Source organism: Novosphingobium sp. KACC 22771 (genome assembly GCF_028736195.1).
Taxonomy (GTDB): Bacteria; Pseudomonadota; Alphaproteobacteria; order Sphingomonadales; family Sphingomonadaceae; genus Novosphingobium.
Window position 1 is genome coordinate 1,047,353 of sequence record NZ_CP117882.1, and the last position, 12,835, is coordinate 1,060,187.

The 12,835-nt window shown below is 63.9% G+C and carries 10 protein-coding genes; 6 read left to right on the plus strand and 4 right to left on the minus strand.

Going from position 1 to position 12,835, the window contains the following annotated elements; translation table 11 throughout:
* Positions 1 to 199: 199 nt before the first annotated feature.
* Both PQ467_RS21545 and PQ467_RS21550 read left to right on the plus strand, forming a co-directional pair.
* The gene (locus tag PQ467_RS21545) at positions 200 to 3,130 is read left to right on the plus strand and encodes a TonB-dependent receptor domain-containing protein (protein ID WP_274176524.1); all 2,931 of its coding nucleotides are present in this window, start codon (positions 200 to 202) and stop codon (positions 3,128 to 3,130) included.
* A gap of 40 nt (positions 3,131 to 3,170) precedes the next feature.
* On the plus strand, positions 3,171 to 4,001 hold the full coding sequence (locus PQ467_RS21550) for a hypothetical protein (RefSeq protein ID WP_274176525.1): 831 nt from the start codon (positions 3,171 to 3,173) through the stop codon (positions 3,999 to 4,001).
* A 39-nt stretch (positions 4,002 to 4,040) separates the two neighbouring features.
* On the opposite strand, the gene PQ467_RS21555 is transcribed toward PQ467_RS21550, so the two are convergent.
* On the minus strand, positions 4,041 to 5,507 hold the full coding sequence (locus PQ467_RS21555; RefSeq protein WP_274176526.1) for a carotenoid oxygenase family protein: 1,467 nt from the start codon (positions 5,505 to 5,507) through the stop codon (positions 4,041 to 4,043).
* A 115-nt stretch (positions 5,508 to 5,622) separates the two neighbouring features.
* On the opposite strand from PQ467_RS21555, the gene PQ467_RS21560 reads away from it, so the two are divergent.
* Positions 5,623 to 6,489 carry an AraC family transcriptional regulator gene (locus PQ467_RS21560; RefSeq protein WP_274176527.1) on the plus strand — a complete coding sequence of 289 codons (867 nt, stop codon included), beginning with the start codon at positions 5,623 to 5,625 and terminating at the stop codon, positions 6,487 to 6,489.
* A 10-nt stretch (positions 6,490 to 6,499) separates the two neighbouring features.
* Here PQ467_RS21560 and PQ467_RS21565 read toward each other — a convergent pair whose 3' ends face one another.
* On the minus strand, positions 6,500 to 7,513 hold the full coding sequence (locus tag PQ467_RS21565; RefSeq protein ID WP_274176528.1) for a hypothetical protein: 1,014 nt from the start codon (positions 7,511 to 7,513) through the stop codon (positions 6,500 to 6,502).
* Between the two features lie 313 nt (positions 7,514 to 7,826).
* Here PQ467_RS21565 and PQ467_RS21570 point away from each other — a divergent pair, with 313 nt between their 5' ends.
* A complete protein-coding gene (locus PQ467_RS21570; protein ID WP_274176529.1) occupies positions 7,827 to 8,264 on the plus strand; it encodes a MarR family winged helix-turn-helix transcriptional regulator in 438 nt (145 codons plus the stop codon).
* Positions 8,265 to 8,332: 68 nt separating this feature from the next.
* Complete coding sequence (locus PQ467_RS21575) at positions 8,333 to 9,898, plus strand: carboxylesterase/lipase family protein (protein ID WP_274176530.1); 1,566 nt, start codon at positions 8,333 to 8,335, stop codon at positions 9,896 to 9,898.
* Between the two features lie 21 nt (positions 9,899 to 9,919).
* Here the strand turns inward: PQ467_RS21575 and PQ467_RS21580 are convergent, their stop codons facing one another.
* Both PQ467_RS21580 and PQ467_RS21585 read right to left on the minus strand, forming a co-directional pair.
* The gene (locus PQ467_RS21580) at positions 9,920 to 10,192 is read right to left on the minus strand and encodes a hypothetical protein (protein WP_274176531.1); all 273 of its coding nucleotides are present in this window, start codon (positions 10,190 to 10,192) and stop codon (positions 9,920 to 9,922) included.
* A complete protein-coding gene (locus PQ467_RS21585) occupies positions 10,185 to 11,645 on the minus strand; it encodes a carotenoid oxygenase family protein (protein WP_274176532.1) in 1,461 nt (486 codons plus the stop codon). Before PQ467_RS21585 ends, PQ467_RS21580 begins: the two co-directional genes overlap by 8 nt.
* Before the next feature lie 217 nt (positions 11,646 to 11,862).
* On the opposite strand from PQ467_RS21585, the gene PQ467_RS21590 reads away from it, so the two are divergent.
* Positions 11,863 to 12,813, plus strand: coding sequence for a helix-turn-helix domain-containing protein (locus PQ467_RS21590; RefSeq protein WP_274176533.1), 951 nt, complete (start codon positions 11,863 to 11,865; stop codon positions 12,811 to 12,813).
* The last annotated feature ends 22 nt before the right edge of the window (positions 12,814 to 12,835 follow it).

A 12,835-nucleotide genomic window follows, 5' to 3' on the forward strand; every position in this document is an offset into this window, starting at 1 on the left:
CGAATTTTGGTCAATTCCTGCCCGCGCTTCGGGGGGGTATCGATGACCGCGCAAGGCCTTCGGGCGGTTCCCTAAGAGAGAACTTGCCCGTTCCCTTCAGGAAATGCCGGGAAACGAAATCCCCGGCAATCCCCACACTGGAAAACAAAGACAACAAGGGCCCTGAACAATCGGGAGCCTTTTGGAACCGGGAGGAAATATGTCGGCCAAATCAGGAACCAATCGCCATTGGGAAGCCTCACGCATCGTGCTGGCAGGTCTGGGACTTGCCGCCTTTGCCCCGGCCGCGGGCGCGCAGGAAGCGTCATCCGCGCCGCAGGCCGCACCGGCGGCCGAAATCATCGTGACGGGATCGCGCATCGCGCGCGCCGGTTTCAACGCCCCGGCGCCCACATCGGTCATCGGCAAGGATCTCATCCAGGCCAAGGGCCAGACCTCGACCACCGAAATCCTCAACAGCCTGCCTTCGGTCCGGGCCAGCGCCAGCATTGCCAATGCCACTCCGGCCCAGCGCGCAGGCAGCCAGAACGTCGACCTGCGCGGGCTGGGCACGGTGCGCACGCTGCTGCTGGTCGATTCCCAGCGCGCCGTGCCCACCACGCAAACCGGCGTGTCCGATCTCAGCCTGATCCCATCGCTGATGATCGACCGGGTCGAGGTCGTCACGGGCGGCGCCTCGGCGGGCTATGGCTCGGACGCGGTGGCGGGCGTGGTCAACCTGATCCTCAAAAAGCAGATGAGGGGCATCGAAGGCGAAATCTCCAAGGGCATCACCACCTATGGTGATCGCGCCGAAACCAAGCTGGGCCTGATCGCGGGCAGCGATTATGCCGGCGGGCGCGGCCATTTCGTGATTGGCGGCGAATATCACAAGATCGACGAGATCTATGACGCGCGCAGCCGCCCATGGGGCCAGCAGGCCACGGCGATCTATTCCAACCCCTGCGCAGGCGCGGCGGGCACAGCGGTCTCGGCCAGCCTTGGCTGTCCGGGCAATGTCGCCAACGGCCTGCCCCAGCGGATCGTCTCTCCCTATGTTTATTTCTCGAATTACACGCAGGGCGGCCTGATCACCGGGGTCGGCGGGGCCACGCCCGCTTCGTTGCGGGGCACCGCATTTGGCGCGGGCGGCACGCCCTACAGCTTCCCCTTCGGCAGCCTGACCACATCGTCGCAGACGTTGACCAACGGGCCGATCAATGCGCTCAATCTGGCGGACAATATTGCCCTGTCCCAGCCGATCGAGCGCTATAACGTGATGGCCCGCACCGAATTTGAGGTCAACGACCACCTCAAACTCTGGGCCTCGGCGCTTTACGCCGCCAGCAGCAACACCACCCGCTCCTTCCCCCAGCGCTCGTTGCCGCTGACCATCCGGGGCGACAATGGCTATTTGCGCACGATGCAATCGCTGGCGGGGATTGCTGCGCAAATCCCGGCGGTTTCAACCAACACCTTTTCGCTAGGCCGCGAATGGGACGATATCGGCCCGGCCGGTTTTGCCACCAGTTCGGGCAAAAACGAGACCTATAACATCGTCGGCGGCCTGAGCGGCAGGTTCGGCAAGACATGGTCGTGGGAAGTGACCGCGCAGACCGGGCGCAATATCTACAACCAGACCAGCCCCTATCAGTTGGTCCGCTCGCGCTTCAACAATGCGGTGGACAGCGTGGTGTCGGGCGGCCAGGTGGTGTGCCGGATCAATGCGGACGCCATCACCACCAATGACGATCCGGCCTGCGCCCCGATCAACCCCTTTGGCAGCGGATCGCCATCGGCCGCCGCCGTCGCCTATGCCACCAGCACCGCGACATTCCGCCAGTCTGTCGGCCAGACCACGGTCAACGCGATCCTGCGCGGCGATCTGCTGCAATTGCCTGCGGGCGCGCTGGCCATGGCGGCGGGGGGTGAATATCGCACCACCAGCGTCAACCAGAGCGTCGATGCCATTTCCGCCGCCAACGGCTTTGTCAATGTCACCACCAACCAGCAGCCGCTTGTGGGATCCTATAACGTCAAGGAAGTGTTTGGAGAAATTCAGGCGCCGATCTTCAAGGACAGTATTTTGGGCGCCGGGCTGGACCTGAACGGCGCGGTGCGCCGCACCGATTACAGCACCAGCGGCGCGGTCACGACATGGAAGGTGGGCGGGGTCTATCGTCCGATCAACGGAATTTCTTTCCGCGCCACCCGTTCGCGCGATATTCGCGCGCCCAACATCAGCGAGCTGTTTTCGGGCGCTGTCGGCGGCAATCCCTCGGGCCTGACCAACCCCTTCCTTGGCGGCACCGGCATCGGGCTGGGCGTGACCTCGATCACATCGGGCAACCCGGCGCTGAAACCCGAAGTGGCCAATGCCGAAACCTTCGGCGTCGTGCTCAAGCCTGCGCTCGTTCCCGGCCTCGCTTTTTCGGTGGACTATTACAACATCGACGTGCGCGGCGTGATCGGCACCCAGACCAGCCAGAACATCATCAACGGCTGTTACAACGGCAATCAGGCCCTGTGCAGCCTGCTGACCTTTGGCCCCGACGGCAAATCAATCACCAGCATCGCCATCAAGCAGATCAACCTGTCGCGCTGGGCGTTTCGCGGGCTTGATTTCGAACTGTCCTATGGGTTCAATCTGGCGGGTGGGCGCGCCACGCTGTCGGCTTTGGCCAGCAAGACGATCCACACGATCATTGACGATGCCATCAACGGCCCCATCGACTATGCAGGCGCGATTGATGGCGGCGCGGTGGGCACCTATGGCCTGAGCCGCCCCAAGTGGAACGGCAGCTTTTATCTGGGCTATCGCAAGGGCCCGGTCGGGGTTGGCGCCGAAGTGCGCTATATCGGCGAGGGCGTTTACAGCGTGCTGGCCGTGGAGGGCGTCAGCGCCACGCCGCGTCCGGGCATCGGCTTTACCATCAACAACAACCACGTGCCCGCGGTGGCCTATCTCAACCTCAATGCCTCGGTCGATGTGATCAATGACGGGCGGCGCAAGTTGCAGTTCTTCGGCGTGGTCAACAATGTATTTGACAAGGCCCCGCCGCTGTTTCCTGTCAGCGCCAGCCCGACCAATCCCACGATCTATGACACGGCGGGCCGCGCCTTCCGGGTCGGCGTCCGGTTCAAATACTGATCAATGCCCGACCGGATCGGCGGCAAAATGGAGCACGACGATGATCAAAACTGCCTTGTCCCTCCTGCTTGCCGCCGCCGGGCCGGTTGCGCCCGCCCCTCCGGTGGGCGATCAGGCGGTGACCTTTATGCTGGCGCCGGGGGTAGAGAGCCGATACCGCCTGTTCGTGCCCGAGGATTGGCGGCCGGGGGACCATTGGCCGCTGGTGGTGATGCTCCATGGCGGCGGAGCCAACGAGGATGGGCCGTTTGATCGCGACCCGGCCTTTCGCGACCGGCTGTTTGCCGCCGCTCGGGCTCATCATTACATCCTCCTCTCGCCGCGCGGCCATAAAGGCGGCTGGGGCGCGCAGTTGCTGGTCGAAGGCAGCGGCCTGCCCCCGCGCGGCACCTATCGCTGGCCAAAGCCCGGCGCGCTGACCGGACCGCCGCCCAAGCTTGCGCCGCGCAGCCAACGCGACCAGGCGCTGGCCCACCAGGACGTGTTTGCAGCCATCGGCCGGATCCGGACCGCCTATGGCACGCTTGCCCATCCCTATCTGATGGGCAATTCGATGGGCGGGCAAGGCACGCTGCATCTGGCGCAGGACCAGCCCCGGACATGGTGCGCCCTATCGCCCAGCGACGGGCCGTTTGATCCCTCGTCCTATCCCTATGCCCGAGCCAAAGGGACAAGGGCCGCGCTGTTTGTCCATGGCGACAATGATACGGTCGCGCCGCTGGAAAGCATGGCCGACATGGCGGGGCGCTTCGACCGCGCAGGCATTCCAACGCGCCTGATGATCGTGGCGGGCGGCGGCCACAGCGATTCATGGCAACGCGCCATGCCCGCGATTTTCGACTTCTTTGCCCGCCACCCTTGCGACAAGTAAAAGCCGAGAGGGCGGAGCCGCAAGGCCCCGCCCTTTCCTTTATGCCGCCGACGATAGCGCCGATGCATCCGCCCACGTACCATGCAACCCGTTGCGCATCCGAAACGGCACATGGATCCGCGCCAGCGGCCCGGCGGCAATGTCGAGCGCCTCAAAGATTGCCAGCTCGGAATAATTGCTGACCTGATTGTCGACCAGCGCGAGCAGATAGCCGTCGCCCTCGGCGGCATCCTTGTGACGGGGCACGAATTGCGGCTCCTGAATCAGCGATTGCGGGCCGCAGAACCAGGTCTTTTCCTCAAGGGTGGCGCGGTTGAAATGGCCGATCTTGTTCATGCGAAAGCCCGATGCGCGCACGCCCTCGCCCTCAAACGGCATGTCGGGGTCCATCACCAGCATCCAGCCGTGGGTATAGGGTTGGCCCAGATAGCGCTCGTCGATCTTGGGAAATTCGCCGATCAGGTCGCTGACCCGCTCAAACTGCTCAAACTCGTCGCTGTTCGACGCCATATCCACCACCCAGCGATGCAGGTACGGCCGCGCCGCAATCGGATCAAAAGGCGCATCGTTGATGTCGGGGAAGAAGGGGAAAGCATTGCCCTCCGATTGCGGAATGTCGAAAGTGATCCGCGTGCCTTCGTTATAGGCATTCATCACATGGCTGGCAAAGACTGTGCGCGGCGCCTTGAAATAGCGCATATCCTCGGCCTTGCCCCCACGCGGCAATACGGCCAGATAGACCGGCAGCGTTGTGTCGAAACCGAAATGCGGCTTGTTGGCGCGCAGCCGGTCCCAGTTGGACGTGATCGGACAGAGGTGAAAGATCGCATAGTCCCGCGTCACCGCGAAATCATGCATCATGCAGTAATAGGGCACCTCGAAGAAGGTTTCGAACAGCAATTCGCCCTGCGGGTCAATTTCCATATAGGACACATCACGGGTCAGCAGGCCGGTGGCCGCATAGCCGAAATTGCACATATTGCCGGTGATCGGGTCAATCTTGGGATGCGCGGAAAAGGTCTGGTTGCGCATCTTGCCGTTGAAATCGCCATAGCCCTGCGTCTCCATCGTCACCGGGTCCATGATCAACGGCGGACTGTCCTCTTTAAGGGCAAAAAGTTTGCCCGCATGGACGATCGGCGTGGTGTTGGCCGTTCCCCGGATCATGCCCTTGACCGAGGGATCATCGGTCAGCGGATTGCGATAGGCGCCGAACAGGGCGCGGCCCGCCTCGCGCTCCACCTTCAGCTTGTCGGTCAGCGCATAGCGCTGTTTGAGATCGACCCGACCGTTGCGAAACGTGAATTGCGAAATCAGGCCGTCGCCATTGAAAAACTGATCGTTTTCAAAAATGGGCGCGAATTGCGCATCGGGCTGAACACGGTGAAACACGCCGTTGAGCTCAGGCGGCACTGTGCCTTCGACTTCCAGGTCGATGATATCGCATTCCAGCCGCAGCGGGCGCAGGGAATGGCGGAAGTTTCTTGTGTCGGGGAAATGGGCCATGCCTTTTACATCCTCTCGCGGCCCCGATTGTTCGGGGCCTTGCATGGTACTTACCGGATAGGATTTTTCGCAAAATGGACTAAACAGTCTCGATGATGGTACTTTTCGCAAGCCCATGACAGCAGATCCGTCCCTGCCCTCGTTGCAGGCCCCGGTCGGCCGCGAGGATATGCGGATTGAAGCGATCCGCCCGCAAAGTGCGGCCCCCGCCCATATCGACCCACACAGCCACAACGATATGCTGCAACTGGTGATGGCCACGGGCGGCTCGTGCATCGTCACGCTGGACGGGACGGTGCGGGAAGTGGCTGCGCCCTGCCTGATCGCCATACCGGGGGGCACCGTGCATGGTTTTGAGGTCATGGCCGGGGCAAGCGGCTGGATGGCGCTGATCCGGCATCATCGCGTGCTGGAGGTGGTGATGACCCTGCGCGTGGATGCTGCGCGCCTGCTGGCCCGGCCCTATGTGGTCGATCTGGCGCAGGAACCGGCGCAGGCGCAGGATCTGGCCCATGTGCTGGCGATGATCGAGCGGGAAAGCGCCGCCCCGCGCGATGGGCAGGCGATCTGCCTTGAGGCGCTGCAACGCCTGCTGCTGGTCCATCTCTCACGGATCATCGATCAGGACCGCCACACCGCCGCCCCGCCGCGCCGCGCCGACCACGATCTGTTTCTGGAATTTCGTGCCTTGGTCGAGCGACGCTTCACCCGCACGCACACCATCGCGCATTATGCCCGCGCGCTCAACACCACGCCTGCGCGTCTGAATACGCTGTGCCAACGCTATGCCGGACGCAGCGCCAAACAGGTGCTGACCGACCGCCTGATCGACGAGGCCCGGCGGCGGCTGCGTTTTACCGCCGCCCATGCCGCCGAGATCGCCCTGTCGCTCGGCTTTGCCGAACCTTCCTATTTCGTGCGGATGTTTCGCAAGCAAACCGGCATGACACCGGGCCGCTATCGCGCCGAAGGGATCAATTAGCGCGGGCCAATCAGCGCGGACCGGCCACCGGCCCGTCATGGCCCCCGGCCCAACCCGTTCCCGCCTTATAGACATTGGCGTTCAGGAACACGCCCTGCACGCGAATGATCTTGCCACGGCGGATCTTGAAGGCCTGGCCCAACAGGTTTTCATTGGGAAACTGGGTGCTTTCCATAAAGGGGGTGAAGACCCCGTTATAGGTCACGCCCTTCACATCGCCCCGGCGGCGAAAATTCCATTGCCCAAAGACGATCTGGCGCTCGACATCAATCACGGGAAAGCGGGCATTGTTATAGCTGGTGATGAATTTGTAGATGCCGGTATCCAATTGCCGGGCGCATCCCATGCCCAGCGTTGATGCCACCAGCCGGATCCACGGCACCGGCGATTCCGCATTGGGGCCGGGCTGGGGCGGATGATCGTTGGCGGTCTGCGCCATCACCCCGCCATTTTCCAGCCGAACGCAGGTGTCGGGATCAAAAGGCGCCTTGCTGCCGTCGCTGGCGGCCACCGCCGAAACATAGCTCTCGGCCACTGCCGCCAGTTGTGCGCGCGTCAGGCGCGTGGCGGCGGGTTCCGGCGCATCCCACAGCGCCTCGGTCGGGACCATGCGTTCGGCATTGGCCGCGCCGCGATTGACCACCGTTTCCACCTCGGCAATCCGTCCGTTCACTATTTTCAGCCGCAGCGACATCAGCCCCGCCTTGCCGTTTTCGACAAAATCGAGATGGGCGGCGGCCTGTCCGGCCTGCGTATCGAGATAATCATAGCGATAGCGCGCGCCCACCGCGCTTACCCCGGTCCACAGGCCCTCGCCCAGCGGCAGGGCGGCGCCATTCTCGGTGAAGCGCAGGTTGGCCGACACCGGCAGATCGCCGGGGCGATGATGCGCCAGTGCATCGACATAGCGCGTGATAAAGCCCGACAGACAGGTCCGGTCGCAAGTCTGAGCCTGCTGCGGCGCGGCCTGCACAGGCGCGGCCATCGCCAGCATGGCAAGCGGCAGGATCGAACGATATTGCATGGCTTTCTCCTCTATCTCCGGCCGTCATCCGGCTCTTGTCCCCTGCGCTCTTGAGGCGGGTCGTCGGCCGGTTCTGGCGGCAAAAACAAAGCCGCGTCCAGCGCCAAGCCCGCCCGTTCGCTAAGAGAGCATTCGCCGGTTCGCTGGAGGGAAAGGTGACACCGCGCAAACCCGGCAAAGCTGGTCCCCACGGACAGGAAACAGCGGAACCGCAATGACACTCCACTTGGCAAAGCCGCAGAGTTTGACAAGCAGCCCGGCAAATTGCACGGCAAGGCTTGTCTTGGGCCGCAAAACGATCAAGGGCTTGGACATGCGTCCTTCGGCCCCTCCTCCTTCGCGCCTTTCCGGGCTTATCGGTTTTCATCTGCGCCGGGTTTCGGCCCAATCGCTGGTCGAACTGGAAAGCGCGCTGATGGATCTGGACCTGCGCACCATCCATTTCGCCGTGTTGGCCGCGATAGAGAGCAGCCCGGGGGGAAAACAGCGCGAGATTGCCGCCGAGGCAAAGATGCGCCCGGCCAATCTGGTCCCCCTGCTCGATCAACTGGAAAAGCGCGGGCTGGTTCGGCGCAGCGAGGACGGCAGCGACCGCCGCCTCGTCCGCTTTTCTCTGACGGCGGCGGGACAGGATATGCTGGTGGAGCTTGATCGCCGCGTGCGGCTGCATGAGGAACGCTTTTTCGCCGCCTTTGACGAGAAGGAGCGCGAGGCGCTGATCGCGATGATGCGCCGTATCGGCCAATCGTGACGCGCGGCCCGCGCCCTGCGCTCAACCGGCGCGAAACCCTTGGACTGATTGGCCTTGGAGGCCTTGCCATGACCATGAACAACCCCGTTTCCGCCACCGTCGCGCCCGTGGCCGACACCACCAGCGGCAAGGTATTGGGCGCGCTGAACGACGGCGTGATGGCTTTTCGCGGCATCCCCTATGCGCAGGCGGCAAGGTTTGAACGCCCCGCGCCGCCCGCGCCATGGTCGGGCCTGCGCGAGACGCTGGCCTATGGTCCGGCGGCGCCACAGGTCAATCCGCGCGGCGGCGGGCCTTCGCCCGTCATTCTGGCGCATTTGCCCCGCCCCGCCGGCGCCCCGCCGCCCCCGCCTTTGCGCGAGGATGAGGCTTGTCAGGTGCTCAATGTGTGGACCAGCGGGCTGCGCGACGAGCGAAAGCGGCCAGTGATGGTGTGGCTGCACGGCGGCTTCTTTGCGGTGGGTTCCGGGGCCAGCGGCGATGGCGCTGCACTGGCCCGGCGCGGCGATGTGGTGGTGGTCAGCATCAATCACCGGCTCAATGTGCTGGGCTTTGCCCATCTGGACGACCTGCCGGGCGGCGGGTTTGATGGCACGGGCAATCTGGGCATGCTCGATATCGTGACCGCGCTGCAATGGGTGCGTGAGAATATCGAGGCCTTTGGCGGCGACCCGTCGCGGATCATGGTGTTTGGCGAGTCGGGCGGGGGCATGAAAACGGGCTGGCTGCTGGCCTCGTCCGCTGCGCAGGGTCTGGTGCATCGCGCCGCGATCCAGAGCGGGCCAGGCCTGCGCATGATGGAGCGAGAGCAGGCGGCGGGCATCACCGACCAACTGCTCCACGCCCTGTCGCTGCGCCCCGGCGATGCGGAGGAATTGCGCCGCATGCCGCTCGACCGGCTGATGGCGGCCTATTTTGCGGTGGCGGCGGCCAATCCGGCGCGCAGCTTTACCGATCTGTCCTGCTTTGCACCGGTGCTCGACCCGCACCTGTTGCCGCGCCATCCTTTTGCCCCCACCGCCCCGGATCAGGCCCGCGATATCCCCCTGCTGATCGGCTGGAACGCGCAGGAGATGAGCTTTTTCATGGGCAATGACCCGCAGGGCTTCTCCCTTGACGAGGCCGGGCTGGCCGCAAGAGCCGCCACCTATCTGGGGCCTGACACGCAAAGTCTGCTGGCGCAATACCGGGCGCGCTATCCCGAGGCCTCGCCCGCGCGGCGCTATATCCAGTCCTTTTCCGACGAGCAGATTATGGCCCCCACCCTGCTGCTGGCCGACCGCCAGTCGGCGCAGGGCGGTGCGCCGGTCTTCGCCTATCGCTTTGATTGGCAAAGTCCCGCGCTGGAGGGCAAGCTGGGCGCGCTGCACACGCTGGAGGCGCCTTTCGTGTTTGATGCGGTGGACAGCCAGATGGCGCTGACGGGCGGAACGGCGCAGGCCAGAGCGCTGGCCCGGCAGGTCAGCGCGGCTTGGGTGGAATTTGCCGCCACAGGCCGCCCCGCCGCTGATGGTCTCCCGGCGTGGGAAGCGTATGGCGATCAGCGGCGCGTCATGGCCCTCGACAATACCAGCCGACTGCTGGCTGATCCCGAGGCGGGCCTGCGCGAAAAACTGGCCCGCCGTCACCTTTAGCACGCGGCGGGCCTGATCGGCTCAACAATAGGGATGCGCCATGCGGAACTGGGTTTCATCCAGATGGGCGGTGGCGGCAAGGCCGCGCTGGCCCGCGGGCGGACACCAGCCAGGCACCTGCCCTGTCACATCGAAATAGACCTGTTCGTTAAATGTCGCGCCCACCGGCGGGGCGCGGTGCGGGGCCGCCCATGCACGGCCCCATGCGGGCGAAACGGCCCCCGACAGCGCCGCGCAGGCGCCGCCCAAAAGACTGCGGCGGCTGGTCCGCATCATGCCAAATGCCTCAGCCAAAGGCGATCTCCTTGTCGCTGAACCAGCGCCCATGCACCTGTACGTTTGAACGGAAGGGCAGGATGATCCGCGCCACCGCCCCGGCGGCCAGATCGCGCGTATCGGCAATCACCATTTCCGAGCGGCTCTCGGCGTAATTGTTGGCCACGCCGATCAGCCAGCCATCGCCCTCGGGCGCATCGGGCGAACGGGGGATGAAGTCCGGCTCCTGCAGGCTGTGGGTAGGGCCGGCGAAGAAGGAACGCCATGTGCCTTCTTTAAGATCAAACATGCCGTAGCTGTTGGTGACGCGCCCGCCCGCATTGCCCGCGCGCGCCGCGTCAAAAGGTTTGCTGTCATCGCGGAACGGGGCAAAGCCATAGCGATTGTCGCGCCCGGTATAGCGATCATCGATCCGCCCCAGATCCACGACATTCAATCCCGGCACAAGGATCTCCTCGACATAGCCGTCGTGATCGGAGGCCAGATCGAAGGTCATCCGGCGAATGAAGGCGCGGCCTTTGACCGGGTCCCACTTTGCCCCATTCGTCGCGGGAAAGAAGGGGAAGGGATTGCCGTCGAAACTGGGCGTTTCGAGGATGACTTTGGAGCCGACCGTGCGCGCGTTGAAGGTGTGGACAATGGCGCGCGCGGGCCCTTTGAACCAGCGGATGTCGCGCGGCGAGCCATAGCGCGGCATGATGCCGATCATGGTCGGCCTGCCTTCATCCCATTTCCAGTGGATCTGGCCTGCGCGAAGCTGCTCCATCGAGGTGCAATAGGGAAAGACCGGAAAGATCACATGGCTTTCGGTCACCGCCCAATCGTGGATCATGCTGACATAGGGGACTTTGAGGCGGACCTCATGCTTGACCCGGCCCCCGGCGTCGATCACGTAATAGAACAGGTCGTCGCTCGCCAGCCCGGTGGCCTCAAAACCATAGGCCAGCAACTCGCCCGTGCGATTGTCCACCTTGGGATGGGCGGTGAAGGTCTGGCTTTTATAGCCGCCATGGAAATCCCATTCGCCCAGCGTGTCGAGCGTGACCGGATCAACCGCATAGGGGCGGCTGTCCTCTTTGAGCACCATCAATTTGCCCGCATGGGCCAGAACCGCCGTGTTCATCACCGTGTTCAGCCACGGTTTGTCAATGTTTTGAAAGCCCGGCTCATTGTCAAAGGGATTGCGGTAATAGCCGTAGAGCTGGCGCCCGGCCTTGTTGCAATTGAGAAAGCGCGGCGTCTTGACCCAGCGGCCCTTATAGCTGGCGCGGCCGCCCTTGATGCGGAACATGCTGATATAGCCGTCCTGGTTGAAGGGCGCGTCATCGCTGTGTCTGGGAGGATAGTTCCAGTCGCTGCCCACGCGCACAAAGGCGCCGGACAGGGCGGGCGGAATGGTCCCTTCGACCTCGCAGTCCCATACATCCGCCTCGAATCGCTGGGGCGCGAAAAAGCCCCGCATCGCCGGCATGCCGCTGTAATCCACCATGCTTTCTTCAACCCTCTCGAATGATGGCAGGCATCCTAGCGCCCTGTGCGCGTCGCGGGCTTGCTTGGCAGCGAACCTGTCAGTGTGCCCCTGACGAACAGCATGCGATTGAGGACTTGCCGGATTTTCATTATGTGACATAACTAATGGCAGGGCAGATAAATGCCATCAAAAACAGCAGTCGGCAGGGGAGAGAGCGATGGCCGCGAGCAAGCATTTCACCACCGCCGGATTATCCGGTACCGAGGCCGCCGAGGCATGGGCGCTCCATTGGCGCAGCCTTGTCCCGCTGCGCGTGCGCAGTCTTGGCGCCGAGGGCCTGCGCGCCGATGTCCGCACGCGGGCGCTGTCCTCGCTGTCGGTCGGGCGGATTGCGGTGGGGCCTCATGAGATCCAGCGCGAACGCGCCGCGCCGCAGGACGCCTCAGGCGATCTGCTCAAACTGGTCATCCAGCTTTCGGGCAGCACAATCGTCGAGCAGGCGGGCCATCAGGTGGCGCTGGAAAGCGGCCAATGGCTGCTCTATGACATGGCGCGCAGCTATCGCCTGACCAATGAGGCGGCGACCGGCCAATTTGCGCTGATCGTGCCGCGCAGCGCCTATGCCGGGCTGGCCGATACGGCCCGCCGGATCGCGATGCGGCCGAGACCGGTTTCCGGCATGGTCAAGCTGCTCCAGCGCTGTACGCAAGGCGTGATCGACGATCTGGACGAGGGCGAAAATGCGCTGCTCGACAGCGATCTGGGCGCCACGATGGTCGATATGCTGCGTCTGGCGCTGGGCGAATGCGGCGAGGGCATCGCGCGCAGTTCGATGCAGGACACGATGCGCGAGCGAGTGATGGCCTATATCCGCCGCAATTTCCGCGATCCCGATCTGACGCTCGACGCGGTGGCGCAGGCGATGCATTGCACCAAGCGCTATCTCCACAAGCTGTTTTGCGACGATCAGACGATCAGCGAATGTATCTGGGCCATGCGGGTGCGCCGTTGCGGCGAAGAACTGGCCTCGCCCGCCTATACCGCCCGCTCGATCACCGAGATCGCCTTTGCCAACGGTTTCAGCAATTCGGCCCACTTCAGCCGGGTCTTCAAAACCCACTACGGCACCAGCCCGCGCACCTATCGCGCGGCCAGAACGGGCCATTGAGCTGCGGGGCCAATGCCCGTTC